The organism is Nonomuraea sp. NPDC050202, assembly GCF_040656115.1.
In the GTDB taxonomy this organism is placed as follows: domain Bacteria; phylum Actinomycetota; class Actinomycetes; order Streptosporangiales; family Streptosporangiaceae; genus Nonomuraea.
In genome coordinates this window covers 20,907-46,837 of record NZ_JBFALF010000020.1, presented here as the reverse complement: position 1 = coordinate 46,837, position 25,931 = coordinate 20,907, and the positions used below count along the sequence as shown (strand labels likewise).

21 protein-coding genes and 2 pseudogenes are annotated in these 25,931 nt (G+C 71.1%); 10 read left to right on the top strand and 13 right to left on the bottom strand.

What is annotated here, in order from left to right:
* The first annotated feature begins 86 nt into the window (after window positions 1-86).
* Window positions 87-2,375 carry an ATP-binding domain-containing protein gene (locus AB0I79_RS38900; RefSeq protein ID WP_357884516.1) on the top strand — a complete coding sequence of 763 codons (2,289 nt, stop codon included), beginning with the start codon at window positions 87-89 and terminating at the stop codon, window positions 2,373-2,375.
* Window positions 2,376-2,434: 59 nt separating this feature from the next.
* Here AB0I79_RS38900 and AB0I79_RS38895 read toward each other — a convergent pair whose 3' ends face one another.
* A complete protein-coding gene (locus tag AB0I79_RS38895) occupies window positions 2,435-2,932 on the bottom strand; it encodes a MarR family transcriptional regulator (RefSeq protein WP_357884514.1) in 498 nt (165 codons plus the stop codon).
* 105 nt (window positions 2,933-3,037) lie between these two features.
* Between AB0I79_RS38895 and AB0I79_RS38890 the strand changes: the two genes are divergently transcribed.
* Window positions 3,038-6,301, top strand: a complete 3,264-nt coding sequence (locus tag AB0I79_RS38890; RefSeq protein ID WP_357884512.1) for an efflux RND transporter permease subunit — start codon at window positions 3,038-3,040, stop codon at window positions 6,299-6,301.
* Between the two features lie 1,336 nt (window positions 6,302-7,637).
* Here AB0I79_RS38890 and AB0I79_RS38885 read toward each other — a convergent pair.
* The 4 genes from AB0I79_RS38885 to AB0I79_RS38870 all read right to left on the bottom strand — a co-directional run bounded on the left by AB0I79_RS38885 (window position 7,638) and on the right by AB0I79_RS38870 (window position 9,007).
* Entirely contained in the window at window positions 7,638-8,033 is a 396-nt protein-coding gene (locus AB0I79_RS38885; protein ID WP_357884510.1) for an Appr-1-p processing protein, read from the bottom strand.
* A 154-nt stretch (window positions 8,034-8,187) separates the two neighbouring features.
* Entirely contained in the window at window positions 8,188-8,457 is a 270-nt protein-coding gene (locus AB0I79_RS38880; protein WP_357884508.1) for a hypothetical protein, read from the bottom strand.
* 3 nt (window positions 8,458-8,460) lie between these two features.
* Window positions 8,461-8,655 (bottom strand): hypothetical protein, encoded by a 195-nt coding sequence (locus AB0I79_RS38875; RefSeq protein WP_357884506.1) that lies wholly within the window; start codon window positions 8,653-8,655, stop codon window positions 8,461-8,463.
* A 139-nt stretch (window positions 8,656-8,794) separates the two neighbouring features.
* Window positions 8,795-9,007, bottom strand: a complete 213-nt coding sequence (locus AB0I79_RS38870; protein WP_357884504.1) for a hypothetical protein — start codon at window positions 9,005-9,007, stop codon at window positions 8,795-8,797.
* A gap of 595 nt (window positions 9,008-9,602) precedes the next feature.
* Between AB0I79_RS38870 and purB the strand changes: the two genes are divergently transcribed.
* A complete protein-coding gene (purB, locus tag AB0I79_RS38865) occupies window positions 9,603-11,033 on the top strand; it encodes an adenylosuccinate lyase (RefSeq protein ID WP_357884502.1) in 1,431 nt (476 codons plus the stop codon).
* The gene (locus tag AB0I79_RS38860) at window positions 11,030-11,758 is read left to right on the top strand and encodes a GNAT family N-acetyltransferase (RefSeq protein WP_357884500.1); all 729 of its coding nucleotides are present in this window, start codon (window positions 11,030-11,032) and stop codon (window positions 11,756-11,758) included. The genes purB and AB0I79_RS38860 overlap by 4 nt, the downstream gene beginning before the upstream one ends.
* Before the next feature lie 186 nt (window positions 11,759-11,944).
* On the opposite strand, the gene AB0I79_RS38855 is transcribed toward AB0I79_RS38860, so the two are convergent.
* Complete coding sequence (locus AB0I79_RS38855; protein ID WP_357884498.1) at window positions 11,945-13,444, bottom strand: hypothetical protein; 1,500 nt, start codon at window positions 13,442-13,444, stop codon at window positions 11,945-11,947.
* A gap of 92 nt (window positions 13,445-13,536) precedes the next feature.
* On the opposite strand from AB0I79_RS38855, the gene ilvY reads away from it, so the two are divergent.
* Window positions 13,537-14,409 (top strand): HTH-type transcriptional activator IlvY, encoded by an 873-nt coding sequence (gene ilvY / locus AB0I79_RS38850; protein ID WP_357884496.1) that lies wholly within the window; start codon window positions 13,537-13,539, stop codon window positions 14,407-14,409.
* Window positions 14,410-14,622: 213 nt separating this feature from the next.
* The gene (locus AB0I79_RS38845; RefSeq protein ID WP_357884494.1) at window positions 14,623-15,663 is read left to right on the top strand and encodes a DUF4037 domain-containing protein; all 1,041 of its coding nucleotides are present in this window, start codon (window positions 14,623-14,625) and stop codon (window positions 15,661-15,663) included.
* Between the two features lie 65 nt (window positions 15,664-15,728).
* Here AB0I79_RS38845 and AB0I79_RS38840 read toward each other — a convergent pair whose 3' ends face one another.
* The 3 genes from AB0I79_RS38840 to AB0I79_RS38830 are packed head-to-tail and all read right to left on the bottom strand — an operon-like array spanning window position 15,729 to window position 17,646.
* Window positions 15,729-16,523 (bottom strand): SRPBCC domain-containing protein, encoded by a 795-nt coding sequence (locus AB0I79_RS38840; protein WP_357884492.1) that lies wholly within the window; start codon window positions 16,521-16,523, stop codon window positions 15,729-15,731.
* Window positions 16,520-16,834 (bottom strand): metalloregulator ArsR/SmtB family transcription factor, encoded by a 315-nt coding sequence (locus AB0I79_RS38835; protein WP_357884490.1) that lies wholly within the window; start codon window positions 16,832-16,834, stop codon window positions 16,520-16,522. The genes AB0I79_RS38840 and AB0I79_RS38835 overlap by 4 nt, the downstream gene beginning before the upstream one ends.
* 50 nt (window positions 16,835-16,884) lie before the next feature.
* Entirely contained in the window at window positions 16,885-17,646 is a 762-nt protein-coding gene (locus AB0I79_RS38830) for a MerR family transcriptional regulator (protein WP_357884488.1), read from the bottom strand.
* A 71-nt stretch (window positions 17,647-17,717) separates the two neighbouring features.
* Here AB0I79_RS38830 and AB0I79_RS38825 point away from each other — a divergent pair, with 71 nt between their 5' ends.
* Complete coding sequence (locus AB0I79_RS38825; RefSeq protein ID WP_357884487.1) at window positions 17,718-18,536, top strand: MerR family transcriptional regulator; 819 nt, start codon at window positions 17,718-17,720, stop codon at window positions 18,534-18,536.
* An 845-nt stretch (window positions 18,537-19,381) separates the two neighbouring features.
* Here the strand turns inward: AB0I79_RS38825 and AB0I79_RS38820 are convergent.
* The 3 genes and pseudogenes from AB0I79_RS38820 to AB0I79_RS38810 form a co-directional block, all read right to left on the bottom strand.
* Window positions 19,382-19,552 (bottom strand): annotated as a pseudogene (locus tag AB0I79_RS38820) (hypothetical protein); the annotation flags it as partial.
* 110 nt (window positions 19,553-19,662) lie between these two features.
* Window positions 19,663-19,752: pseudogene (locus tag AB0I79_RS38815) on the bottom strand (hypothetical protein); the annotation flags it as partial.
* 18 nt (window positions 19,753-19,770) lie between these two features.
* Window positions 19,771-20,304: an AAA family ATPase gene (locus tag AB0I79_RS38810; protein ID WP_357884486.1), complete on the bottom strand. Its 534-nt coding sequence runs from the start codon at window positions 20,302-20,304 to the stop codon at window positions 19,771-19,773.
* Between the two features lie 291 nt (window positions 20,305-20,595).
* Here AB0I79_RS38810 and AB0I79_RS38805 point away from each other — a divergent pair, with 291 nt between their 5' ends.
* Together AB0I79_RS38805 and AB0I79_RS38800 are read left to right on the top strand one after the other, a co-directional pair.
* A complete protein-coding gene (locus AB0I79_RS38805; protein ID WP_357884484.1) occupies window positions 20,596-21,921 on the top strand; it encodes an aspartyl protease family protein in 1,326 nt (441 codons plus the stop codon).
* Between the two features lie 97 nt (window positions 21,922-22,018).
* Complete coding sequence (locus AB0I79_RS38800) at window positions 22,019-23,236, top strand: serine hydrolase domain-containing protein (protein ID WP_357884482.1); 1,218 nt, start codon at window positions 22,019-22,021, stop codon at window positions 23,234-23,236.
* A 57-nt stretch (window positions 23,237-23,293) separates the two neighbouring features.
* Here AB0I79_RS38800 and AB0I79_RS38795 read toward each other — a convergent pair whose 3' ends face one another.
* Window positions 23,294-25,549, bottom strand: coding sequence for an excinuclease ABC subunit UvrA (locus tag AB0I79_RS38795; protein WP_357884480.1), 2,256 nt, complete (start codon window positions 25,547-25,549; stop codon window positions 23,294-23,296).
* Window positions 25,550-25,624: 75 nt separating this feature from the next.
* Between AB0I79_RS38795 and AB0I79_RS38790 the strand changes: the two genes are divergently transcribed.
* Complete coding sequence (locus tag AB0I79_RS38790) at window positions 25,625-25,879, top strand: helix-turn-helix transcriptional regulator (protein WP_357884478.1); 255 nt, start codon at window positions 25,625-25,627, stop codon at window positions 25,877-25,879.
* Window positions 25,880-25,931: the final 52 nt, after the last annotated feature.

Below are 25,931 nucleotides of genomic sequence, written 5' to 3'. Positions count from 1 at the left end.
GCGCGGCGACGCGCGGGTCTAAGCTCGAATATTGCCATTCTCCAATGCGAGCTCTCACAGACCTCCTGTTAGGAGTATATCACCGAATGACTAATCGTCAAGATGGTCTCGCGCAAGCCCTTGACACCGAGCAGCGCACTGTGTCGTGGCTCTACGAGCGGCTCGACGCGGCCAGGGAGAGCGCCCAGCGCACGCTGCGCGAGGTGTACGCGAACGGCGGCGTCGCGGTCACCCGCCAGGCGCGGGTGGAGCGCGAGGTGCTGGCCTCGGAGCAGGCGCGGCGGCTGGCGCAGCTCAACGCGGTCGAGCGGGGCCTGTGCTTCGGGCGCATCGACGACGGCTCGGGGCGCAGCACGTACATCGGCAGGATCGGCCTGCGCGACGAGGCGCACGAGTCGGCCCTGATCGACTGGCGGGCGCCGGCGGCGCGGCCGTTCTACGTGGCCACGGCCACCGACCCGGGCGGGCTGGTGCGGCGGCGTCACCTGCATCTGAAGGACCGGCTGGTCGTCGGCATCGACGACGAGGTGTTCGACCTGGAGGGGATGAGCGAGGGCGACCGGCGTGCGCTGGTGGGCGAGGCGGCGCTGCTGGCGGCGCTGCGCCGGGGCCGTACGGGGCGGATGGGCGACGTGGTGGCGACCATCCAGACCGAGCAGGACCGGGTGATCAGGGCCTCGCTGCAGGGGGCGCTGGTGGTGCAGGGCGGTCCCGGCACAGGCAAGACGGTGGCGGCGCTGCACCGCGCGGCGTACCTGCTCTACACCCACCGTGACACGCTGGAGCGGCGCGGCGTGCTGGTGATCGGCCCGAACCCGATGTTCCTGCGCTACATCGGCCAGGTGCTGCCCGCGCTGGGGGAGACACAGGTGGTGATGACCACGGTGGGGGAGATGTTCCCCGGCGTGCGGGCGCAGGCGGCCGACGAGCCGCAGACCGCGGTGGTCAAGGGCGACGCGCGGATGGCCGGGGTGGTCGCCGCGGCGCTCGAGCTGCGCCGGCGCGGGCCGGAGGGCGAGCTGGTGGTGGAGCTGGACGGGCTGCGGCTGCGGGTGCCGCACGAGACGTGCGTGCGGCTGCGCGAGCGGGCGCGCGCGGTGCGGCTGCCGCACAACATGGCCCGCAAGCTGTACGTCACCGAGCTGCTCAAGGAGCTGGCCAGGGCCGAGGCGCGGGCGCTGGAGGAGTCGCTGCACATCGAGGAGCTGGTGATCGAGGACGAGCCGGAGCTGAGCGAGCCGCTCGACCTGGAGGGCGACCTGGACGAGCTGGACCTGGAGCTGGCCTCGCAGCGGCTGTGGGGGGAGCCGGAGGTGCGCCGCGCGGTGGACGAGCTGTGGCCGGAGTTGACGCCGCAGTCCCTGATCGCGGGCCTGCTGTCGGACCCGGAGGCGCTGCGGCAGGCGGCGCCGTCCGGGCTGGACTGGCGGCTGCTGGTGCGCCCGCCGGACGCCGGATGGACGGTGGGGGACGTGCCGCTGCTGGACGAGGCGGCCGAGCTGCTGGGCGAGGACGACTCGGCGCGGCGGGTGGCGGCCAGGCTGGCCGGCAAGGAGCAGGCCGAGCAGGAGCTGTACGCGCGTGAGGTGCTGGTCACGACGGGTGTGGCGGAGGCGGGCGTCTTCGAGCGGGCCGACGTGCTGGCCGAGCGGCACGCCGACGACGGCCTGGGCCTGACCACGGCCGACCGGGCGGCGGCCGACCGCGGCTGGGCGTACGGGCACGTGATCGTGGACGAGGCGCAGGAGCTGTCGCCGATGGCCTGGCGGATGATCATGCGGCGGGTGCCGGCCAAGTCGTTGACCGTGGTGGGTGACGTGGCGCAGACGGGCTCGGCGGCGGGCGCGCGTTCGTGGGGCGAGGTGCTGGACCCGTACCTGAAGGGCCGCTGGCGGGAGGAGCGGCTGCTGGTCAACTACCGCACTCCGGCGGAGATCATGTGGGTGGCGGCGGACGTGCTGCGCGCGTTCGCGCCGGACCAGGAGCCGCCGGAGTCGGTGCGCGAGGGCGAGGCGGAGCCGCGCGCGGTGCGCATGCCGGTGTCCGGGCTGCCGGAGCTGGTGGCGGGGGAACTGGCGGAGATCGGGGCCGGGCAGGAGCAGGGCCGGGTGGCCGTGCTGACGCCTGACGCGCGGCACGCGGAGGTGGCGCGGCTGTTCCCGGCGGGGGACCTGGACGCGCCGGTGGTGGTGCTGACGGTGGGGCAGGCCAAGGGGCTGGAGTTCGACGCGGTCGTGGTGGTGGATCCGGCCGGCATCATCGGGCAGTCGCCGATGGGCGGCCAGGATCTGTACGTGGCGGTGACGCGGGCCACGCGGCGGCTGACGGTGGTGCACGAGGGCGACCTGCCGCCGGTGCTGTCCCGGCTGGCCTAGAAATCTACAACGTAAAGGCGCCGGCTTTGGTGCACCCTGACCGGAACCGGGGCCGGCGCTCAGCCGTTGTCGGAGGTGAGCTCACCGCAAGCAGGTGCCTTGTCGGAGGCGCCGGCCGAGGCGAGCTTGCCGGCGACGTCGCGGATCTTCCGGGTGACGTCGTCGAGGGTGCGCAGGGTCTCGGTGTCGAGGTGCTCCATGATGCGCCGGTACTGCTGGATGCCGGCGTTGTTGATCTCCTCGATGAGGCCGGCGCCGGCGGAGGTGAGCTCGACGCGGCGGACGCGGCGGTCGTGGGGGTCCTCGTGGCGGCTGACGAGGCCCTGGGCGACGAGGCGGTCGACGATCCCGGTGACGGTGCCGAGGCCGACGCCGAGGTTGTGGGCCAGGTCCTGGCCTGAGGCGGAGCCGTTCATGGACAGGACCATGACGACCTTGAGCTGCCTCATGGTGAGGTTGGAGCTGAACAGGGGGGATTGGTGCTGGGCGAACAGCCGTGCCAGGCCTCGCTGTGTCTCGGTGATCCGGAGGATCAGGTCTTCGCGTTCGTTGCTCACGCTCACCTCTCGCTTCCTGAGAAGGTTATCAGGAACGCTTGAGTGATCTAAATATTCGTACAAGGCAAAGTGTTAGTCTGGGGCGAACTCTTGGAGGGGGACCCTATGACCGCATTTGCTCGGTTGAGCCTGGTCAACCGGAGCCTTGTGATTTTGGTGGCGGTCGTGCTCAGCGCATTCGGCGCGTTCACGATCCCGCAGTTGAAGCAGCAGTTGCTGCCGTCGTTGTCGTTCCCGGGCGCGTTCGTGATCGCGTCGTATCCGGGAGCGTCGCCTGAGATCGTAGAGGATCAGGTGACCGCCCCGATCGAGGACTCCTTCCAGGGGCTTGCCGGGATGGAGCAGATGACCTCGACCTCGAAGGAGGGCCTGGCACAGATCCAGGTCGCCTTCGAGTACGGCACCGACGTCGAGTCCTCGCTGAACAAGATGCAGCAGGCCATCAGCAGGGTGGCGCTGCCGGACGGCGTGGATCCGCAGGTCGTGGCGGGCAACACCGACGACATCCCGGTGCTGGTGCTGGCGGTGGGCGACGGTGGCGACGAGCGGGCGATGGCCGACAAGCTGCGCCGCATCGTGGTGCCCGAGATCCAGGGTGTCGAGGGCGTACGGGAGGCCGCGGTCACCGGCACCCGCGACGAGGTCGTCACGATCGAGCCCGACGCCAAGAAGATGGCGGAGAAGGGCGTGTCGGCGGCGCAGATCCCCGAGGTGCTGAAGGCGAACGGGACGCCGATCCCGGCCGGCACGCTGACCTCGGACAACAAGTCGCTGTCGGTGCAGGTCGGCTCGCGGGTCGACTCGGTGGAGAAGCTGAAGAACCTCTACCTGACGCCCGCCCAGCCGTCGGCGGCGCAGCAGCAGGCCGCCGCCCAGGCGCAGGCCCAGCAGGCCGCCGCGGCCCGCGCGCAGGCCCAGGCCCAGGGGCGTACGCAGCTGCCGCAGCAGCCGGTGACGCAGCCCAAGCCTCCCAAGCCGGTCAAACTGGGCGACGTCGCGAAGATCACACGCGGGCTGGCGGACGCCACGACGATCACCCGTACCGACGGCAGGACCAGCCTCGGCGTGTCGGTGACGATGGTGCCCGACGGCAACGCGGTGGCGATCTCCCACGCCGTCGCCGAGAAGCTGCCCGAGCTGACCAAGGCGCTGGGCGACGGCTCGGACACGGCGGTGTCGGTGGTGTTCGACCAGGCGCCGTACGTGGAGCAGTCGATCGAGAGCCTGACCACCGAGGGCCTGCTGGGCCTGATCTTCGCGGTGCTGGTCATCCTGGTGTTCCTGCTGTCGGTGCGCTCGACGCTGGTGACCGCGGTGTCGATCCCGCTGTCGGTCGTGATCGCGCTGATCGTGCTGTGGGCGGGCGACTACTCGCTGAACATGCTGACGCTGGGCGCCCTGACGATCGCCGTGGGCCGGGTCGTGGACGACTCGATCGTGGTGCTGGAGAACATCAAACGGCACCTCGCGTACGGCGAGGCGAAACTCCAGGCGATCCTGACGGCGGTACGCGAGGTGTCGGGCGCGGTGACGGCCTCGACGCTGACGACGGTGGCGGTGTTCGCGCCGATCGCGATGGTCGGCGGCATGGTGGGCGAGCTGTTCAGCCCGTTCGCGATCACGGTGACGGTGGCGCTGCTGGCCTCGCTGGTGGTGTCGCTGACCGTGGTGCCGGTGCTGGCGTTCTGGTTCCTCAAGGCGCCCGACCTGACGCCGGAGGAGGCCCGCAAGCAGCGGGACGAGGCCGAGGCCAAGGAGCTGCGCTCGCCGCTGCAGCGGGCCTACCTGCCGGTGCTGCGCTTCGCCACGCGGTTCAAGCTGGTGACGATCCTGATCGGCGTGGCGGTGTTCATCGGCACGATGGGGCTGGCCGGCGGGCTGCAGACGAACTTCCTGGACTCCTCCGGCCAGAACACGCTGTCGATCTCGCAGCGCATGCCGGTGGGCACGGACCTGGCGACCACCGACAAGGCGGCCAAGCAGGTCGAGGACGTGCTGGCCGACCAGGACGGCGTGGACACCTACCAGGTGAACGTCGGCGGCGGCAACGCCATGATGGGCGGCACCGGCGGCGGCGCGGACCGGGCGTCGTACTCGGTCACCCTGAACGAGGACGCCGACACGGCGAAGATCGAGCAGGAGCTGCGCGACAAGATCGCCGGCCTGTCGGGAGTCGGCGAGGTCACCGTCGGCGGCGCGAGCGGCGGCGGGTTCGCCTCCGACACGATCGAGGTGATCGTGCAGGCGCCCGACACCGAGACGCTGCGCACCGCGACCGACGCGGTGAAGACCGCGATGGGCGAGGTGTCCGGGCTGCGTGACCTGGCGTCGAACCTGGAGACCAGCGCGCCGCGGGTCGAGGTCGTGGTCGACCGGGAGGAGGCCGCCGAGCGCGGCCTGTCGGAGGCGCAGGTCGGGCAGGCGGTGGCGCAGGCCTTCCGCGGCGCCCCGCTGGGCCAGATCACACTGGACGGCCGGGCGAGCGACCTGGTGCTGCGCGGCGCGGACGCGCCGGACGACATCAAGGCGATCGAGGACCTGAAGCTGGCCACGGCCGGCGGGACGGTGAAGCTGTCGTCGGTGGCCGAGGTGCGCGAGGTGGCCGGGCCGACGCAGGTGACCAGGATCGACGGCGAGCGTTCCGCGACGGTGTCGGCCAAGGCCGCGGACTCGGGGAACCTCGGCGCGGTGACGCAGGAGCTGACCACGAAGCTGGACGGGCTGGCGCTGTCGGCGGGCGCGTCGTACGAGATCGGCGGCGTGTCGGCGGACCAGGCCGACGCGTTCTCCGACCTCGGGATCGCGATGCTGGCGGCGATCGCCATCGTGTTCCTGATCATGGTGGCGACGTTCCGCAGCTTCATCCAGCCGGTGATCCTGCTGGTGTCGATCCCGTTCGCGGCCACGGGCGCGATCGGCCTGCTGGTGGCGACCGACACGGCGCTGGGCGTGCCGGCCCTGATCGGCATGCTGATGCTGATCGGCATCGTGGTGACCAACGCGATCGTGCTGATCGACCTGATCAACCAGTACCGCGATCAGGGCATGGGCGTGGTCGAGGCGGTGATCGAGGGCGGCCGGCGCCGGCTCCGGCCGATCCTGATGACGGCGGTGGCCACGATCTGCGCGCTGACGCCGATGGCGCTGGGGGTGACCGGCTCGGGCGGGTTCATCTCGCAGCCGCTGGCCATCGTGGTGATCGGCGGCCTGATCTCCTCGACGCTGCTGACCCTGGTCCTGGTGCCGACGCTGTACGTCGTGGTCACCAGGAAGCGCGACCGGGGCCCGCGCCATGCGGCCGGGGCGCAGGGCGGCGAGCGGAGCGGCGAGGAGGCCGGGAAGGAGAACCTGGCCGGCCAGCCGGCCTGACGACGCTGACGCCGTGGTGAACGCCCGGCGGGATCGTTCGATCCCGCCGGGCGTCTTGCTTGCCAGGCTGGAGACGGCGGGCGGGCAAGCTCGGTTCGGCCACGGAAGAGGTGGACGCCATCACCGCGGTCGCGCACCCGCTTGATCCGAAGCGGACGTTGCGCGGCTCATCGTCTTGGTGGTGGCGGGGCCAGGATCCGGAGCACGACGAGAAGTAGCGCCTGCAAGGTGAAGGGCACCCGGAGCCACGGCTCTCCCTCAGAAGTCGTGAGCCAGCCGCGTGATACACGACCGGACCAGACAAAGAGTGACGGCCGCATACGGCAGGGCCACAAGCGCGCGGAAGCGGAAATCCGCGACGTAGGCGCCCCACAGGAGGCTGGAGCTCATGCCTGCGTTATCCCTGTTCCGGTAGTGGACGTTGCGGGGACAGCCAGAAGGAAAATGCTCGTGATTGGCCACCCGCCAGCCGGCTTCCACGTAGCGGAATGGCGCTCTCCGACAGGTTAAGTGTCTTCTGGCTCGTCTGCGTTACTGCTCGGCCTGAACAAAGTACCCTGCGTCCACGGAGGTCTCTGCGGAGCGCCGGCAGAGAGCATCGCCGATCGGCTTTGCCCTCACGTCGAAACCAGGAGGAGCATCGGGCAACACGGCGTACCCGGGCCCCTCAGGGCTGATCTGTACGGGCCCCAGACCACCTCCCGGTAGCCAGGGGCGTACCCTCAGGCAATAATTGTCTCCGTAGAAGATGGCATCGGTGTGCCGCCAGCCTGAGTATTGTCCTGCTGGAATCAGGGCGTCATAACAGCCCTGTCTGTAAACGCAGGAAGGGACACTGTAGACCTGGACGGCGCCGACGGCGATCGTGCTTGTGTTGTGAACTTCGTTGTCCGTTGGCGAGGCTGTCGCCGCGGAGGGCGCCGCGCTGGTCAGAAGTCCGGCCGTCAGGGTGATCGCGGCAGCCCATGCCATTTTGTTCATTCTTTGTCTCCTGCCTTTTCGCGGTTCTTCCTGTGGCGAAGAACGGCTTATTGCGAGAAAGGTAACTCTCTCGTTCCCGCGGCAACCAGGACAGCGGCCGGACAATAGTCGGGCATTTCGAGCTCATGTGAACATCGAGCGGTATGGGACATCGTGGGACGGCAGGAGTACCAGGCGAGCCCACCTCGGCGCGAGACCCTGCTGGTGGCGATGAGAGCTGGGGACGCCCGCGCAGCGCAAGAATGAATCTACAATGTAAAGGCCTGGGGCCGAACACATCTCATCGTCGTGGTGGCCGCTCGGCGGCGGACGTTCGCTGCAAGCCTCAGTAGGCTGCCGACCCCGCACCGGACGGTCAGGGCAGGTCGTAGACCGTGACCGGGATCCCGCGCTCGGTCAGCCGCTTGAGGATGAGTGGCTCGATCCTGTCCCATGAGCCGCCTGCGAGACCGGCGCCGATCCGAGGCATGTGAATGCCGGCGTGGAGCTTCAGGGCCTCCTCGCCCAGGGCCGACAGGCAGCGGTCCAGGGCGTCGTAGCGGATGGGTGGGCCGTCCTGGGTGGGCCGGATGCCGTGCTGGCCGATCATGTTCGCGACCCACAGCCCGGGCTGGACCTGGACCAGCCGAACTGCGCCCAGCTCGAAGCCGTCACCGGAGCGGTGCCAGGCTCGGTAGTCGGCTTCCGGCTGTGACCAGCGCCCGGACAGGGCGAGGACGAAACCTTGCCCCAGCGGCCCATGTCGTTGCACACGTGGCAGATGACCTTCGGCCCTGGGTCGTGGGGCTGCGTCGCGTCGCCGGTCACATACGAGATCACGGCAGGGAAGATACGCCGCCGCCCCGACATTCTCGGGCAGGGAGACGTCCCGTCTCACCGGTGCCGGGCGCCAGGCGGGCGGCCGTTCACGCTGTGCCGGTCTCCGTCTCCCCGCCCCCCTCGCGCAGATCGGCGAGTGTGAGGCCCAGCGTCTCCAGCAGGTCGGTCAGCTCGTGCAATTGGTAGTAGCCCGGCAGCCGCCCCACGGCGGCGCCGCCCTGCGTCACGAGGTACCAGACCTCGCCCGGCCGCACGCCGGGCGCGATCATGCGGACGAAGACCCAGTGCGCGTTGCTGGGAACGACGTCCACCGGCTGGATGCGAATCCCGCCAGGGGCCAGGAAGTAGCGCCCCATGCGTCACTCCGGCGGCGAGAAGCGCGGCTGGTCGGCGAGCTTGATCTCGCGCAGGTCGTCGTCGGCCTGCTCGGCCGCGGTGTGGAGCCTGCGGATGGCCACGCGCAGCTCGTCGAGCGTCAGGTCACCGTCGAGAGCGTGGAAGGCTTCCCGGACGGGCGCCAGCGCTGCCTCTATCGCCCCTTGGTGCTCATCCATGAGCCGACGTTACGCCACGGTGCCCGCTTCGTCACCTAACCGCCCCGCCGTCCGTCAGCGGCTCTCCAGGACTCAGCCGTTCAGCGAGGTCCAGAAATCGTAGTGGTGGTCGTGGGCGAAGTCGGCGGGCTTGATGCCGTCATCGCCGGGGGCCAGGGACGGGACATGGGGGCGTGCTGTAGCGAAGGGATGCCAGGCGGGTGCGCTGGGACCGTTGGGGTCGCCCGTGCGGGGCGAAGCGGGTCCAGTAGCCGATCATGTGGTCGGGCAGGTGGCGCTGCGGGTTGGTGAGGGGCTGGTTGTAGCCGACGTCGAGCAGGTAGGGGAGGTCGGCGGCATGGTAGGCGCCCATGTCGCAGGGCTTGGGGAAGGCGGCGAACCGCCGGGGTGGGGTGAGGTGCCCGCCAGCGCAGCGCGCCCCCGGGCGGTGCGGGCGTACGGGATGTCCAGGAACGAGCGGTGGTTCTCGGCGAGGATGCCGCGCACCGGCCCCCGATCGGTGTGGACCAAGGTCTGGCTGTCCGCGGCCGCCGCCGAGGGGCTGACGATCGCCGCTCCTGCGGCGCTCAGGGCCGTCAGTCCCGCGGCGAGCCGGTCCTTGCCGATCATCTGTCGATCTCCTCGCACGGTTGATGGGGGAGGGCTGCGGCGGCGACCCGCTGTCAGGCAGGCGACCCTGCCGGGATCGATAGGGCGACCAAGGGGCGTGATGATTGGCTGGATGCCTGAGTGTGTGTGCACCGCCTACCGGGTCGAGATGCGCGCCGCGACGCCGGCGGAGAGCTTGTGGTCGCATCTGGGCGTGCCCGCGTCCTGCCCACCAGCCCTTAAAATCTACAATGTAAAGGCGCTGGGTCGTTGTTTTCTTCACCAGTGCACCTGAAACAACCCCGACGACGGGGGGAAGCCGTCGGGTGGCGGGACTGATGTGCATACACTTGTCGAACGTGACTTCCAAGCCGCGTATCCCCAATGTCCTGGCCGGCCGCTACGCCTCGGCGGAGCTGGCGCGCCTGTGGTCGCCCGAATACAAGATCATCGCTGAGCGGCGGTTGTGGCTGGCGGTGTTGCGGGCGCAGGCCGAGCTGGGGATCGCGGTGCCCGAGGGGGCGATCACCGACTACGAGAAGGTGGTCGAGCGGGTCGATCTGGAGTCCATCGCGGCGCGTGAGCGGGTCACCCGGCACGACGTGAAGGCCCGCATCGAGGAGTTCAACGCGCTGGCGGGGCACGAGCAGGTGCACAAGGGCATGACCTCGCGCGATCTGACCGAGAACGTCGAGCAGCTCCAGGTGCGCGACAGCCTGCTGCTGGTGCGCGACAGGGTGGTGGCGCTGCTGGCGCGCCTGGCGACGCTGGCCGAGGAGCACGAGGCCACGGTGATGGCGGGCCGTTCGCACAACGTGGCCGCGCAGGCGACGACGCTGGGCAAGCGGTTCGCGACGGCGGCCGACGAGCTGCTGGTGGGTTTCCGGCGGCTGGAGGAGCTGATCGCCCGTTACCCGCTGCGGGGCGTCAAGGGGCCGGTGGGCACCGCGCAGGACATGCTCGACCTGCTGGGTGGTGATCGCGGCAAACTGGCCGAGCTGGAGGGGCGGGTGGCCGCGCATCTGGGGTTCGAGCACCGCTTCACCAGCGTGGGGCAGGTGTATCCGCGGTCGCTGGACTTCGAGGTGGTGACGGCGCTGGTGCAGTTGGCGGCGGCGCCGTCGTCGCTGGCCAAGACGATCCGGCTGATGGCCGGGCACGAGCTGGTGACCGAGGGGTTCAAGGAGGGGCAGGTCGGCTCCTCGGCGATGCCGCACAAGATGAACACCCGCTCCTGCGAGCGCGTGAACGGCCTGGCCGTGGTGCTGCGCGGTTACGCCTCGATGGTGGGCGAGCTGGCGGGCGACCAGTGGAACGAGGGTGACGTGTCCTGCTCGGTGGTGCGGCGGGTGGCGCTGCCGGACGCGTTCTTCGCCTTCGACGGGCTGGTGGAGACGATGCTGACGGTGCTGGACGAGTTCGGGGCGTTCCCGGCGGTGATCGCCGCCGAGCTGGGCCGTTACCTGCCGTTCCTGGCGACGACCAAGATGCTGATGGCGGCGGTGCGGGCCGGGGTGGGCCGCGAGCAGGCGCATGAGCTGATCAAGGAGCACGCGGTGGCGGCGGCGCTGGCGATGCGCTCGCGCGGGGCGGCGAACGAGCTGCTGGACCTGCTGGCCGCCGACGAGCGGTTCCCGCTGGACCGGGAGCGGCTGGAGGCGTTGCTGGCGGACCGGGTGTCGTTCACCGGGGCGGCGGCCGACCAGGTGGAGGCGGTCTCGCAGCGGGTGGGCGAGGTCGTGGCGGCGTATCCGGAGGCGGCCGCGTACCGTCCCGGCGCGATTTTGTGATCAGGCGGCTGCGTTCCCTGGACGAGGTGCGGGCCGCGTGCGGGGATGACGACCTGGTGATGTGGGCGGCGCAGGACCTGTCCGGGGGCAGCCGGGCATGGGCGCTGGGCGATGCGGTGGTGGCCGGCAGCCCGAACGTGTCGCGGCATGACCGGTTAGCCGTGTGGGGGGAGGCTTCGGACGCGGTCGGGCTGGTCCGGCATGCGCTGGGTGAGCTGGGGCCGTCATACCGGCCGCTGGGCGAGGTGGAGCTGATGCGGCAGGTGGCCGCGAAGGTGGACGGCGTGCGGGAGGCCGCGGAGTTCTCCTGGATGAGCCTGTCCGGCCGGGTACCGGCGGCCGGTGAGGAAGTGGGCTGGCTGGACGGTGGCGCGGCGGGTGAGGTGGCGGAGCTGCTGGCGGCCGATGCGCCGCACTCGTACGCGGTGCCCGGTGCGGCCGGGGTGAGCCGGTGGGCGGGTGTCCGGGTGGACGGGGTGCTGGCGGCGGTGGCGGCGGAGGCGTGGTCGGCGCCGACGGTGGGGCTGGTGGCCGGGGTCGCCACGCGGGCGTCCCTGCGCGGGCGGGGGCTGGCCGGGCTGGTGTGCCGGTGGGTGTCGTGGGAGCTCGTGGCGGCCTGCGGGCGGGCGGCGCTGATGGTGGACGATGGGAACGTGGCGGCGATCAGGATGTATGAGCGGATCGGGTACCGGCGCCGGCGGGTGCTTGCCGCGTACGTGGCCTGATGCCGGCTGCGGATGAGTGATGGGGGGCGGCCGGCTCCTCAGGGCTCCCCGGGAGTGGCGCGGTGGGCCGCGACGAGGCCGCGGGCGGACGTCGTGGTGTTCTCGCGTTCGCGGGGGAACCGTCGGCCGGCTCCGCGCTGCGCCATCCAAACCGAGGTGGCGTCCTGGCAGGAGCGCCCACTCTGATCATCGCGGTGCGTCGGGCAGGGAGATGTCCACTGAGGGGCGCAGCTTGGCGGCGGCGGCCAGGGCCTGGTGGACCGGGTGGCGGGTGAAGGCGGAGACGAGGTCGCCGTCGGCGGGCGCGGTCGCGGCCGGGAAGGCGATCTGCTCGTAGGCGGCCTGGAAGCGCGGCCCCCAGCGGCGCGCGCCGAGCCGCGCGGTACGGGAGCAGTTGTCCACCATGTACGCGACATCCCGGGCATGCATGTACGGCAGCAGCGAGTCGACGGCCTCGATCACGGACTCGTTGACGATCTCCGACCAGGGGTGCCCGCGTTCGGCGAACTCGTCCACCTGGGCCATCATCGTCGCCACGAACAGCCCGGCCGTGAACGGTTCGACGTCCACCGCCCGGTCGGCGCGGCGGGCTCGTACCGTCTGGCCGGCCGCCCACATGGGTGAGCCGCTGATGCGGCTCATCGGCCGGCCGGCCAGGCGCCGTTCGGCGAGGATGACGCTGCGTAGCTCGGTGCCGTCGGCGACCTCGTCGTAGATCTCGGCGACGAGTTCCCTGGCAGGGCCGTAGGCGGCGGTGTAGGCGCGGTCGAAGGTGTCGCGGCCGCCGGGGTCGAGCCGGTCGCGGACGGCGGCGAGGCCGGAGCGGGAGATGGTCTGCCGGATGGGGCCGGTGAGGGTCTCGCAGGAGCGTTCGTAGGCGGTGACGGGGTCGTCGCCGGTCAGCCGGTAGTGCCCGTAGAGGGCTTCGACCAGGCCGTGGACGGCGCCCAGCAGGATGGCGCGTTCGCCGGCGATGTCGGAGAGGTACTCGCTGGCGAGGGTGGTGCGGAAGGTGTAGGGGGAGCCGAGAGCCACCGACCAGCCGAGCGCCAGGTCGACGGCGCGGCCGCTGTGGTCGGCGTGCACGGCGAAGCTGGCGTTGATGCCGGCGCCGCCGACGTGGTCGCCCTGCTCGTACAGGCGGCGTACGGAGTCGCCCATGCCTTTGGGGCAGACGGCGATGACGTCGTGGCCGTGGGGGAACGTGCCGCCGGTGGCGCGCAGGTGGCCGAGCAGGAAGCCGTGGGACAGGCCGATGGCGGCGCCGGGCCGTAGCGCGGCGAAGATCTCCTGGTGGTGGGCGGCCAGGGCGGCGTCGGCGATGAGGAGGATGACCAGGTCGCTGGAGGCGATGACGTCGAGCCAGTCGCCGAGGGTGGCGTCGTGCTCGGTGAAGCCGTGGGCGCGGGCGTCGGGCGCGGAGGCGGAGCCGGGGCGCAGGCCGACGGTGATCCGGATGCCGGCGCCGGTGGTACTCGTGGTCAGGGAGTCGCGCAGGTTGAGTGCCTGGGCGCGGCCCTGGGGTCCCCAGCCGATGACGCCGATCTGGTGGACGCCGGCGAAGGCGGCGGGCAGCAGGGGGAACAGGTGCCGGCCGCCGGGCAGGACCGTTTCGGTGCCGCCGGGCACGTCCATGGTCTGGAGAGGGAAGACGGCGGAGGTGAAGGAGTTGTCGGTGGAGGTCATGGCGTCAGTTGTAGGATCCGCTGCGATCCAGCGGCAAGCGCAACCTGTGCAGCGGGGCGTTGCAGGGTGCGGAACGTTCGAGGTGGGGCGGCATGGAGGAGCATCGCGAGTTGCGGGTTTTCCTGCATCTGGCGCAGACGCTGAACTTCGGCAGGACGAGTCAGGACTGTCATGTGAGCCCGGCGACGCTGACCAGGCTGGTGCAGCGGCTGGAGGCGCGGCTGGGGCAGCGGTTGTTCGATCGGGGCCCGCGCGGGGTGGCGCTGACGGATGAGGGGCGGCGGTTCCGTGAGTACGCGGTGGCGGCGCTGGACTTGTGGCACGCCTACCGGCAGGGGGAGGTGGATTCGGGGGAGTTGTCGGGGCGGCTGGGCTTGTTCGCGACGGTGACGGCCTGCCAGGCGTTGCTGCCTGATCTGCTGGCGCCGTTCCGGGCGGCGCATCCGCGGATCCGGGTGGATCTGCGGACGGGGGACGCGGCGGCGGCGCTGGCGCGGCTGGATGAGGGGGAGGTGGACGCCGCGGTGGCGGCGATCCCGGGCCGGTTGCCGGCGTCGCTGGTCAGCCGGACGGTCGCGGTGACGGATCTGGTGTTCGTGGCAGGTTCCGGGTCGGCGGGGTCTGGGGTGGCGGGTCTGGAGGGGCCGTTCGTGCTGCCGCGGCGCGGGCTGGTGCGGGAGGCGGCCGACCGGTGGTTGCGGGGGCGGCTGCCGTGGCGGCCGGAGGTGGTGGCCGAGCCGGAGGGGCATGAGGCGCTGCTGGCGCTGGTCGCGCTGGGGTACGGGACGGGGATCGTGCCGCGGATGGTGCTGGAGACGAGTGTGATGCGTGATCGGGTGCGGGTGGTGGCGGCCGATCCGGCGCCGGCGCCGCTGGCGGTGGGGTTGTGCGTGCGGCGGGCTGATCTGCGGCGGCCGTTGGTGGCGGCGTTGTGGAGCCTGACGGAGCCGTCCGGGCGCTGGTGAGCGCCCGGCGGACGCCCAGGCGGATCACGCGGCGCCGGGACGGTCGCCTGGGCAGTCCCGTTGACGGACGCGCCGATCCCGCGCGCCGGCGCCGGGGCGGTTGGCGGGAGTGGACGGCGAAGGCGGATGGCGGGGGTGATCGAGGTGGGCGATCCCCGCTGGGCGTTAATTCGGATGAGGTTCCGGCGGCGCTCGTGCAGAGTTGACGGAGTGATGTCCAATTTTGTACCTGGTATCGAGTTGTCGCGCGCCTTCTACGGCGAGGTGGTGGCGCCGCTGGTATCGGGAGTTGCGCATAGTGCCGCGTTGATCGGGCCGGGGTCGGAGGTGCTGGAGTTCGACACGGCACGTTCGGCGGATCATGACTGGGGGCCGCGGGTGCTGCTGTTCGTGGCGGCGGAGCGGGTGGCCGAGGTGGAGGCGAAGGTGGTGGCGGGGCTGCCGGACCGGTTCGGCGGGTTCCCGACCGTGTTCGCCTATCACGAGCGGGTGCGGCCCGGGGTGACGGTGGTGGATCTGGGCCAGTGGCTGGTGGACCGGCTGGGTTTCGATCCGCGGCAGGGGGTGTCGTTGCTGGACTGGTTGTCGGCGCCGTGGCAGCGGCTGGCGGAGGTGACCGGGGGAGAGGTGTTCTTCGACGGGCTGGGGGAGCGGGGGCTGGAGGCGGCCAGGGCGGTGTTGCGCTGGTATCCGCAGGATGTGTGGCGGTACGTGCTGGCGTGCCAGTGGCAGCGGATCTGCCAGGAGGAGCCGTTCGTGGGCCGGTGCGGGGAGGTGGGCGACGAGCTGGGCTCGGCGGTGCTGGGGGCGCGGCTGGCGCGGGAGGTGATGCGGCTGGCGTTGTTGTTGCGGCGGCGGTATCCGCCGTACGCGAAATGGCTGGGCAGCGCGCTGGCGCGGCTGCCGGGCTCGGCGGAGCTGGGGGAGTCGCTGGGTGCGGCGGTGGCGGCGCGGTCGTGGCGGGAGCGGGAGGCGGGGTTGTCGGCGGCGTACGGGCGGGTGGCGGCGCTGCAGAACCGGGTGGCGCTGGCGGAGCGGCTGGATGAGGGGGTGCGGGGGTTCTTCGACCGGCCGTTCCAGGTGATCGGGGCGGGGCGGTTCGTCGAGGCGCTGATGGCGTCGGTGTCGGATCCGGTGATCAGGGGGCTGCCGGTGACGGGGTGTGTGGATCAGCTGTCGGATTCGACGGATCTGCTGGTGGCGCCGGGGCGGGCGCGGGCGGTGACGGCTGCGGTGCTGGGTCTGACGGCTTAGTAATCTACAACGTAAAGGGCGAGGGTGTGGACAGAACTCCTCGCCCTTTCCCTTTCAAAACCCTGTCAAGCGAGGAGGGTGGCGGCGAGGTCTTCGACGCGGATGCGCCAGGCGTCGGCCGTGGCGGGGTCGCCGGTGTGGGTGACGATGAGGCGTGGCCCTTGGCCGGTGCCCTGGGTGAACTCCCAGCGGACGGGGCCGGTGGGGGTGTCGTACTCCAGGAGTTTGGCGGTTTCGGTGCGGGTGACCGGTCCGGGCTGGAGGCCGGGGATGGTGAAGGGGGCCGGTGGCGGGGTGCCGGGGGTGGCGTCGGGGCCGTGCAGGAGGTGCCAGACGTCTTCTGCGGGGCGGGTGAGCTGGCGTTCGACGCGTACGGTGTCGCCGTCGACGGTGGTGGAGGGCAGGCCGAGGATGGCGATGTAGTCCTCGTGGAGGCGGGCGGAGTGGGCGGGGTCGGGGTGTTCGGGCAGGTGGCTGGGGCGCTGGTCGAGGTGGGCGTGCAGGGCTTGGATGCAGGTGTGCCAGCCGGCGGCGAAGCTGGCGGCGCCGTGGCGGTCGGTGAAGGTGTGGGTGAAGGTGAGCAGGGTTCCGGTGCCGTCGGGGGTGAGGTGCCAGCGGAGTTCGTCGTCGCCCCAGGTGTGGGCGAAGGTGTGGGGTGGGTTGTGTTCGGTGATGCGGCCGTCGGGGCCGAAGCCGTAGCCGATGTGGTCGCCGTCGATGGTGACGTCGGCGGGGAACCAGGCGGCGAGGTGTTCGGGTTGGGTGATGGCGCGCCAGACCTTGTGGGGTGAGTGGGGGAGGCGGCGTTGGAGGGTGAGGGTGGTGCGGCCGTCGGGGTGGAGGGTGAGGGTTTCGTTCATGGGGTGGGGTCGTCTTCCATGGTGTCGAGGTGGTGTTCGAGGTGGTCGAGGGCGGTGTTCCAGAGTTTGCGGTAGGGGGTGAGCCAGGCGTCGATCTCGGCGAGGGGTTGGGGGCGGAGTTCGTACCAGCGGCGTTGGGCGTCTTTGCGGACGGTGACGAGGCCGGCTTGGCGGAGGATGCGCAGGTGTTTGCTGGTGCCGGGTTGGGTGAGGCCGAGGCGGTGGGTGAGTTCGGCGACTTGGTGGGGGCGTTGGAGGAGGAGGTCGAGGATGTGGCGTCGTGCGGGTTCGGCGAGCACGTCGAAGGGCATGCGGTGAATATACCGGGCTGGTTATATGCCTGCAAGGGCATGTATGGGGGTCAGGGGGTGTGGCGGCGGGCGTTGGCGTGGATGGCGTGGCGGAGGTAGGCGGCCAGGCCGGGGAGGATGGCGTCGAAGGTGGCGGTGAAGCGGGGGTCGTCGACGTAGAGGTCGCCGAGGCAGCGGTGCAGTTCGTGGGGGCAGTCGTAGAACCAGCGGGTGATGTGGCCGCGGTGGCGTTCGGCGATGTCCATGGCGGGGGTGCCGTCGGCGGGCAGGCCGGCTTTGCAGGCGGCGACGAGGTCGTCGGTGATGGTGGCGGCTTCGGCTTTCAGCTGGAGCCAGTCGGCTTTGGTGTAGGCGGCGACGCGGCGGCGGCTCTGGGCGTAGGCGTCGGTGTGGCCCCAGCGGCGTTCGGTTTCGGCGTCGTGGTCTTCGGGGTGGAAGTCGCCGAAGATCTCGAAGCGTTCTTCGGGGGTGAGGGTGATACCGGTGGTGCGGGCGACCATGGCGCGTTCGACGGCGGCGATGACCTCGTGCAGGCGGGTGGCTTTGCGGGTGAGGAGCTCGTGCTGGCGGCGTAGGTGGGTGAGCTCGTCGGCGGCTGGTTCGTCGAGGATGACGGCGATCTCGTCGAGGGGGAAGCCGAGCTCGCGGTAGAGGAGGATCTGCTGCAGGCGGGTGAGGTCGTCGTCGGTGTAGCGGCGGTAGCCGGAGTGGGTGCGCTCGCCGGGGGTGAGCAGGCCGATCTCGTCGTAGTGGTGGAGGGTGCGGACGGTGATGCCGGCGAGTCTGGCGACCTGTCCCACGGAGAAGCTCATGGTTTCCAGCTTGGGGGCTCACGTGGGGTGGGGGTCAAGCCGGGTTGGACTCTCCCCTTGTGGGAGGGGCCATGCTGGTGGGCGTGGATGAGGAGTTGCTGCCGATCGGGCAGTTCGCCCGGTTGGGGCGGTTGAGTGTGAAGCAGTTGCGGCGTTACGACGAGCTGGGGTTGTTGCGGCCGGCGTATGTGGATGCGGAGACGGGTTACCGGTATTACCGGGCGTCGCAGGCGCGGGCGGCGTTGTCGATCGGGTTGTTGCGGTCGCTGGATGTGCCGTTGCCGGTGGTGGGTGAGGTGTTGTCGGGGCCTCCGGAGGAGGCGGCGGGGGTGCTGGCGGGGGTGCGGGATGCGCTGGAGGCGGAGCTGGTGCGGCGGCGGCGGACGCTGGCGGCGCTGGAGCGGGTGATGGCGGAGGGGTTGCCGGCGGCGCGGGTGCGGCTGGTGTCGGAGCCTGCGCGGTGGGTGGCGATGGTGCGGGAGCGGGCTGCGGGGACGGAGGACATCGGGCGGGCGACGTCGGCGGCGGTGGCGCGGTTGCTGGCGGGCGGGTTCTCGGGTGAGGGTCCGGTGCGGCTGGTGGGGCTGTTTCCGGTGGATCTGGGTGAGGTGGTGGAGGTGTCGGTGGCCGTGGTGCTGGAGGAGGGGTGGCAGGCGGGCGCGGGGGTGGAGGTGGGGGTGTTGCCGGGCGGGGTGTTCGCGTGTGCGACGCATGTGGGGCCGTATGACCAGATTTCGTTGACTGCGCATGCGGTGCTGGCGTGGTGTGCGGAGCGGCGGCATGTGGTGCGGGGTGCGATTCGTGAGGTGTATGTGTCGGATCCGGCGGTGACGGCGCCGGAGGAGCTGGTGACGCGGTTGCTGGTGTGTGTGGAGGAGGAGTCGTGGTGACTGTGGGCTGGTTTCGTATGGTCGGGTGACCCGATTGTCGGGGGTGGGGGAGCCGGGTGGTGGTGGACGGGCCGCTTCATGAGGTGTGTCTGACGGGGCTGGATGATCCGTCTCCGCGTACGGTGCTGCGGCAGCCGGTGCGGCGGGCGTAGCACCCGGGATGTGGGCGTCCTGGCCGTTGCGGCGGCGGGGGCGCCTTTGTCGTTTATGGGCGGAGTGCCGGTCAAGGGCGGGCAGGTGGCGTGCCACGCGCGGGTCAAATCTTGCTGTGGCTTCGTGAGCAGGGCGCCCTGGCGGCGTGGCCGGGACATAACCTGGGTGCGACGGCCTGGGGGTGTGGTCATGGTGGCCTCGCCCGCCTGTTCGGCGTGGGGGTTTCGGGGCCGGTGGCCCCGGTGCCGGGCGCCGTGGGCGCTGATCGACTGGAGTTACGCCTCATGTTAGGAAGAGGAACGGCTGCTGTGGCGCCGGCCGCGGGGCGGCGCGCCGGGCTCCGTCGCGTGGGCGGGGCGGATCGTCGCCGGCCTGGCGGGTCGGTGCGTGCCGATGCGCGGCGGCCTTCGCGGCTTTGTGGGGGGTCTGCTGGGCGGCCTGTCGGGGCGCGGCGGGTGTGGCCGGTGGCGGGTGCCGGTGGGCGCCGGGCGGTTGTCGTGCGGCGGGTGGCCCGTCCGATGTGCGGGTTATTAGCGAGGCCCTCGCGGGGCGGGGCGGGCGTCGTGGTGGTGGCGTCTGCGGGCCCGTCGCGGGGTTCGCGCGGTGATGGGGCGGCCGTGGCGGTGGCGCGCCGGGGGCGTGGGCGGCGTGTGTGCCGTCATGGGGCGGTCGCCGTGCTGGATCACGGGTTATTACCCGGTTCCTGAGGATTGTGGGCGCGGGTGTTCCTGCCCGCGCCGGTCGCTGGTCTGGTGGGCGGCTCGGCTGGCTTCGATGTGGGGGACGTGTTCGATGGCCCAGCCGGCGAGGGCGAGTGCGGGTGGGATGAGGCTCTTGTCGGTGGGGGTGAGGGCGTATTCGACGCGTGGCGGGACTTCGGCGTGGACGGTTTGGGAGACGAGGCCGTCGCGTTCGAGGCGGCGCGGGTCAGGGTGAGCATGCGCTGGGAGATGCCGGGGATCTGCTGGTGCAGGTCGGTGAAGCGCAGGGTGCCCTGGTCGAGGGTGGCGACGACGAGCAGCGTCGTGCTGGCGGTCGCCGTGGCGGCCGGGTGGCTCGCCACCGTCTGGATCTAGGGTTTTCAACGGTCTGCTGGGGGAGATGCAGCCCACGCGAGCACCTGTGTCGCCAGCCCGGCATGTTCTGCGCCGACGGACTGGAACACGGTCGTGATCAGGTCCCGGCCCTCGGCCGCGTCCGCCAGCGCGTCGTCGATCCACGCCTGCGGCGCGCCGCGCTTCTGCAGCCGGCGTTTCCGCTCGTCATCGGGGCAGTCCAGCAGGGCCCAGTGCACCGGCCCGTCCCATCGCACGAACGCGGGCACCGCGATGGCGTCGGGGATGGGGCACATCAGCAGCACGGGATGACCGGCCCGGCGCACCATGGTCACGATGCGTCGCCACATCCGGTCGTAGGCCGGCCAGATCGGCGCTGCCTCCGGCTCCGCAATGGGGACGCCGATCAGCGCGCCCTCCTCCAGCAGCTCGTCCATATCCATCACGACCAGCCCGTCCGCTGCCTGGAGGAGGTGCGGTAGCAAGGTCGTCTTGCCCGCGCCAGGCGCCCCCGCGAGCAGGTAGAGGGGTGCGTAGGTGTCCTTGAGACGATCTCCCATCCAGCCGATGGTAGCCAGCCGGACGTTGACTGCCATCTGATTAAGCGGGCGGCCGGGATACCGCGGAAGATTCCCGGCACATGGCAGGCGAGCACCGGGAGCCGGGCGGCATGGCCGCCGGTTCGGGGCGGCGGAGGTGGGCGAGGTGGGCGGCAACAGCGAGGAAACAACGTCGTTGGTGTACTGCTCCCGGGCATCTGCCCGGATCCCCGCGTAGTGACCGGTCCCGATCGGTCGCTGAGCGTGCCGGGCGGATCCTCACTGACATCGCAAAGGGCAAGGGAGCCGATCGTGCACGAAGGCAGAACGTCGCGGGGGCTGGACCGGCGGGAGTTCCTGCAGCTCGCGGGGGTGGGTGCGGCGCTGCCGCTGCTGGGGGCGGGTGGTGCGAACGCCCGGACGGCCGCCGCCGCTCCGGAGTCCGCGGCCGAGGCCGACCAACTGTTCAAGGACGGCGATTTCAGGCGGGCCGAGCGGGGCTACCGGCGTCTGCTGAAGGAGGACGGCGGCAACGCGCACGCCGCGGCGCAGATCGGCTACATCGCCCTGCTGTCCAACCGGTTCGCCGACGCCGAGAAGTTTCTCAGGCGTGCCGTCACGCTGAAGCCGGACGACACCTTCTCCCTCTACCAGCTGGCCGACTGCTACGTACGTCAGGACAGGCTGCGTGAGTCGGTTCCGTGGCTGCGCAAGACGGGCAACAGCACGCACGCGGCCTACGCCACGCTGTACGAGCACATCGAGGGCAGGACCTGGCAGGTGCACGGTGCGCAGAGCACCCGGGTGCCGTTGCTGGGCATCGATCCGCTGCCGCATCTGCAGGTGTCCATCAACGGCAGGCCGCCGGCGACGTTCCTGCTCGACACCGGCGCGACCACGGCGGGCTTCACCCTGGACCTCGCCGAGGACGCCGGCCTCAAGTGGATCTCCAAGAGCAGCGCGAGGATCGAGAACAAGGGCTGGGAGATGTTCCACGGTGTCGCCGAGTCGGTGCGCGTGGGCGACATCGAGATGCGTAATGTGCCGGTGCACTGGAACGCGGCGGTGCGCCCCGGGCTGCCCAACGGCACCGTGCCCCAGGGCACCCTGGGCACCGTGCTGTTCTACCACTTCCTGACCACCATCGACTACGGCCACCAGCAGTTCGTCCTGCGCCGCAAGACCGAGGCCGCCCTGCGCGGGTTCCGTGCCGAGGCGGCGGGGCTGGGGGGTGATGTGTTGCCGTTGTGGCTGGCCAAGGACCACTTCCCCTGCACGCTGGGCTCGCTCAACGACTTCGGGCCCCGCGTCGTCACCTTCGACACCGGCGGCCCCGGCCGGGGCATCGGCACCTCCATCGCCTTCGCCGGACGCGCCGGGATCGAACTCGGCGAGCCGGAGAACACCCAGGGCGGAGTGCAGCACCCCATCACGCCGGAGGAGATCAGCCTCGGCAAGGCGACCCGGCGGCGGGTCAAGGGCTGGGCGAACGAGAACCCCAAGGTCGGTGCCGGGATGAAATTCGACACGATCGCCAACTTCACCCACGAGTTCTTCGAGCCGTTCGCCATCACCCTCGACTTCGACCACATGAACCTGTACATCACCGGGGACTCCATGGACCCGGACGGCCGGTAGAAGCGACCACGCCCGTGCCCGGCAAGCCGCACACCGGCCGCAGGAGATCGCACCCCGCTGACCCGTTCGCAGCCCGGACCTCCGGAAGGTAGCAGCCATGGCACCGCACGAACCCGCACAGCCCTCCCGACGCTCGGCTTTCGCCCTGCTGGGCGCCGCCTCCGTGACTGCGGGCAGCGTGACTGCGGGCAGCGTGCTCGCGAGCCCCGCCGCCGCTTCCGCGGCCCGGGCCGGGCGCGTCCCCAAGGAGCTGTTGCCCGGCGGGGAGTTCGACGCGTACCTGGCCCGGCGCGCCGGGCAGGACCAGTTCTCCGGGACCGTCCTGCTCGCACACCGGGGCGAGCCGGTGCTCACCCGCTCCTACGGCATGGCTGACGCGTCCCGATCGATCCGCAACGGCCGCGACACCGTCTTCGGTCTCGCCTCACTGACCAAGATCTTCACTGCCGTGGCCGTGGGACAGCTCGTCGAGGATGACAGGCTGAAGCTGCACGAGACGCTGGGTACCCATCTCGGCGGCTTCTCCGAGGCGGCCGGGCGGGTCACCGTCCACCAGTTGCTGACCCACACCGCGGGCATGGGCCACTACCCCAGCTCGCCGGCCTTCTCCGAGGGGGTCAGGAGGTGGGCCGGCGCTCGCGAGATGATGGACGGCGTCATGGCCATCATCCGCGACATGGAGCAGCAGCCCGATCCGGAGCCCGGCACCCGGCACAGGTACAGCAACTCCGGGTACTTCGTGCTGGGGGCGCTCGTCGAGGCCGTCTCCGGTCAGGGATTTCACGACTACGTACGCCGTCACGTGCTCGCCGCGGCCGGCATGAAGCGTTCCGGTCTCTTCACCCGCCCGCAGGTCCTCGCCGACCGTGGCATCGCGCACCCCTACTACACCCGGAAATCCGGAGAGCGCGCCGACTTCACCACTGACGAGAACTTCGGATTCGTCGGCGGCCCCGCCGAGGGCGTCTACGCCAGCGCCCCCGACCTGCTCGCCTTCGTCCAGGCGCTACGCGCTGGGGAGCTGATGGGCGAGGCGTTCACCGAGCTGTTCACCAGCGGCAAGGTGGTCCTCGACCCCGCCGACCCGCCCGTCACCGCGGGCCAGTGCCGGCTGTACGGGTACGGCTTCCGCAACACCGTCCTCAACGGGCGCCGCATCCTCGGGCATTCCGGCAGCGGTCCGGGCCGATCCGCCAACCTCGACATCTACCCGGGCCTGGGCTGGGTCGCCGTCATCCTCAGCAACTACGACATCCCTGTCCAGCCCATCGTGGACAAGGGACGCGACCTCATCACCCGCCTCGCCACCGGGTAGCGGATCCTGGACCGGATAGGGCCAGGCGGTGTCCCGTCGCCGGTGCGCGCCAGGCGTTCACTCTACGGTGGCGAGTGCGGCCTTGAGGTGGGCGCCGGTGACGGACTCCGGGACGGCGGGCAGGCCGGCCGGCGGCCCTTCGTACAGGATGCGGCCGCCGTGCCTGCCGCCGCCGGGCCCGAGGTCGATCACCCAGTCGGCGCGTTTGACGACGTCGAGGTGGTGCTCGATGACGATGACGGTGTTGCCGCCGTCGACGAGCCGGTCCAGCAGGGCGATGAGCGTCTCGACGTCGGACAGGTGCAGCCCGGTGGTGGGCTCGTCCAGGATGTGCACGGCGCCGGTCCTGGACAGCTCGCCGGCGAGTTTCATGCGCTGCAGTTCGCCGCCGGACAGGGTGCTGGTGGGCTGGCCGAGGGTGAGGTAGCCGAGGCCGACGTCGACGAGGGCGGCGATGCGGCCGGCCACGGCGGGTTCGGTGACGAAGGTGGCGGCCTGTTCGGCGGTCAGGGCGAGCACGTCGACGATCGACAGGCCGCGCAGCCGGTGGGCGAGCGCCTCGGGCCGGTAGCGGGTGCCGGCGCACAGCTCGCACACCGTGGTGACGGGGTCCATGAACGCCAGGTCGGTGTGGATGATGCCGCGTCCCTCGCAGCGGGGGCAGGCGCCGCCGGAGTTGTAGCTGAACAGGGTGGGCGGGGCTCCGGCGGCGCGGGCGAACAGGCGGCGGATCGGTTCCAGGACGCCGAGGTAGGAGGCGGGGCTGGAGCGGGCCGAGGTGCCGGGGGCGGCCTGTCCGACCACGACGGCGCCGGGGTGCTGGGCGGGCAGGATGCGGGTGATGAGGGTGGACTTGCCGGAGCCGGCGACGCCGGTGACGCAGGTGAGCACGCCGGTGGGGATGTCGGTGGTGACGTCGTGCAGGTTGTGCAGGCTGGCGGGGGCGATGGTGAGCCGGCCGGTGGGGTGGCGCGGCTCGGTCTTGAGCGTGGCGCGCCGGCGCAGGGCGGTCCCGGTGCGGGTGCCGGAGCCGGCGAGGCCGGCGGGGCTGCCGGTGTAGACGATGTGGCCGCCGTGGACGCCTGCGCCGGGGCCGAGGTCGATGACGTGGTCGGCGACGGTGATGACGTCGGGGTCGTGCTCGACGACCAGGACGGTGTTGCCCTTGTCGCGCAAGGCCTGCAGGAGCCGGGTGAGGCGGCCGACGTCGCTGGGGTGCAGGCCGGCGCTGGGCTCGTCGAAGACGTAGGTCATGCCGGTGAGGGCGGAGCCGAGGTGGCGCACGGTCTTGAGGCGCTGGGCCTCGCCGCCGGAGACGGTGGAGGTCTCGCGGTCGAGGCTGAGGTAGCCGAGCCCGATGTCGTCCAGGCGGCGCAGTGCCCGTACGGCGGCGGCGGCGACGGGGTTGTCGAGGCCGGTCAGGACGGTGATGAGGTCGGTGATCTCCATGGCGGCGTGGTCGGCGATGGAGTGGGGGCCGATCCTGGTGGCCAGGGCGGCGGGGTTGAGGCGGGCGCCGCGGCAGCTGGGGCATACGCCTTCGGTGACGAGTTCCTGGACGGCGCGGCGGGTGCGTTCGGACAGGGTGGAGGTGTCGCGTTTGAGGTAGAGGCGGGTGAACCGGTCGGCGACGCCTTCGTAGTCGACCTTGTTGAGGGTGCCGTTCTTGCCGTGGACGTTGACGGTGAAGCCGCTGCCGTGCAGGAGCAGGTCGCGTTCGGCGGGGGTGTAGTCGGCGATGGGCTTGGCGGGGTCGAACGTGCCGGAGCGGGCGTAGATCTGCCACTGCCAGGTGCCGACGCCGAACAGGGGGAAGCGGATGGCGCCGTCGTCGAGCGAGCGGCGGGGGTCGATGAGGGCGTCGAGGTCGAGCTGGACGGCGCGGCCGAGGCCGTCGCAGCCGGGGCACATGCCGGTGGGGTCGTTGAAGGAGTAGGCGAAGGAGTAGCCGGCGCTGGGGGTGCCGTAGCGGGAGAACAGCACGCGCAGGATCGGCATGATGTCGGTCATCGTGCCGACGGTGGAGCGGGCGTTGCCGCCGACGGGTTTCTGGTCGACGACGATGGCGGCGCCGAGGTTGTCGATGGCTTCGACGTCGGGTTTGTCGTAGGAGGGGAGCCGGTTGCGGATGAAGGCGGTGTAGGTCTCGTTGAGCTGGCGTTGCGATTCGGCGGCGACGGTGTCGAAGACGATGGAGGACTTGCCGGAGCCGGACACGCCGGTGAAGACGACCAGGCGGTTCTTGGGGATGCGCAGGGAGACGTTCTTGAGGTTGTTGACGCGCGCGCCGGTGATCACGATGCTGTCGTCCATGCCGCCACGCTACCGTATGGTGTACGGCACAGTGTACGGCCGGAGCTTCCGCGCGGCCCGGTATAAGGTGGGGGCATGGTGCGACCACCGCTGACCCCCGAGGAACGCCTGCGCGGCGAGCAGCTCGGCCACGTGCTGCGCCAGGCCCGCGGCGAGCGCAGCATCGTCGAGGTCGCCGCCGCGGCCGGCATGTCCGCCGAGACCCTCCGCAAGATCGAGACCGGCCGCATCGCCACGCCGGCGTTCTTCACCATCGCCGCGCTGGCCGACGTGCTCGGCATCTCCCTCGACCGCCTCGCCGTCCGCTCCACCCCCGCACCCACCCCATAGCGGAACACGGGGGACAGGGGGACGGGAAAAACGCGAGGAAACCTTCCCCCGG

What these genes read in the sequence shown, in the direction of transcription:
- AB0I79_RS38900 (WP_357884516.1), top strand. Translation starts at nt 87, where the DNA reads ATGACTAATCGTCAAGATGGTCTCGCGCAAGCCCTTGACACCGAGCAG.
- AB0I79_RS38890 (WP_357884512.1), top strand. Translation starts at nt 3,038, where the DNA reads ATGACCGCATTTGCTCGGTTGAGCCTGGTCAACCGGAGCCTTGTGATT.
- AB0I79_RS38880 (WP_357884508.1), bottom strand. Translation starts at nt 8,457, where the DNA reads ATGGGGCGCTACTTCCTGGCCCCTGGCGGGATTCGCATCCAGCCGGTG.
- AB0I79_RS38875 (WP_357884506.1), bottom strand. Translation starts at nt 8,655, where the DNA reads ATGGATGAGCACCAAGGGGCGATAGAGGCAGCGCTGGCGCCCGTCCGG.
- AB0I79_RS38870 (WP_357884504.1), bottom strand. Translation starts at nt 9,007, where the DNA reads ATGGGCGCCTACCATGCCGCCGACCTCCCCTACCTGCTCGACGTCGGC.
- AB0I79_RS38855 (WP_357884498.1), bottom strand. Translation starts at nt 13,444, where the DNA reads ATGACCTCCACCGACAACTCCTTCACCTCCGCCGTCTTCCCTCTCCAG.
- ilvY (WP_357884496.1), top strand. Translation starts at nt 13,537, where the DNA reads ATGGAGGAGCATCGCGAGTTGCGGGTTTTCCTGCATCTGGCGCAGACG.
- AB0I79_RS38845 (WP_357884494.1), top strand. Translation starts at nt 14,623, where the DNA reads ATGTCCAATTTTGTACCTGGTATCGAGTTGTCGCGCGCCTTCTACGGC.
- AB0I79_RS38840 (WP_357884492.1), bottom strand. Translation starts at nt 16,523, where the DNA reads ATGAACGAAACCCTCACCCTCCACCCCGACGGCCGCACCACCCTCACC.
- AB0I79_RS38835 (WP_357884490.1), bottom strand. Translation starts at nt 16,834, where the DNA reads ATGCCCTTCGACGTGCTCGCCGAACCCGCACGACGCCACATCCTCGAC.
- AB0I79_RS38830 (WP_357884488.1), bottom strand. Translation starts at nt 17,646, where the DNA reads ATGAGCTTCTCCGTGGGACAGGTCGCCAGACTCGCCGGCATCACCGTC.
- AB0I79_RS38825 (WP_357884487.1), top strand. Translation starts at nt 17,718, where the DNA reads ATGCTGGTGGGCGTGGATGAGGAGTTGCTGCCGATCGGGCAGTTCGCC.
- AB0I79_RS38810 (WP_357884486.1), bottom strand. Translation starts at nt 20,304, where the DNA reads ATGGGAGATCGTCTCAAGGACACCTACGCACCCCTCTACCTGCTCGCG.
- AB0I79_RS38800 (WP_357884482.1), top strand. Translation starts at nt 22,019, where the DNA reads ATGGCACCGCACGAACCCGCACAGCCCTCCCGACGCTCGGCTTTCGCC.
- AB0I79_RS38795 (WP_357884480.1), bottom strand. Translation starts at nt 25,549, where the DNA reads ATGGACGACAGCATCGTGATCACCGGCGCGCGCGTCAACAACCTCAAG.
- AB0I79_RS38790 (WP_357884478.1), top strand. Translation starts at nt 25,625, where the DNA reads ATGGTGCGACCACCGCTGACCCCCGAGGAACGCCTGCGCGGCGAGCAG.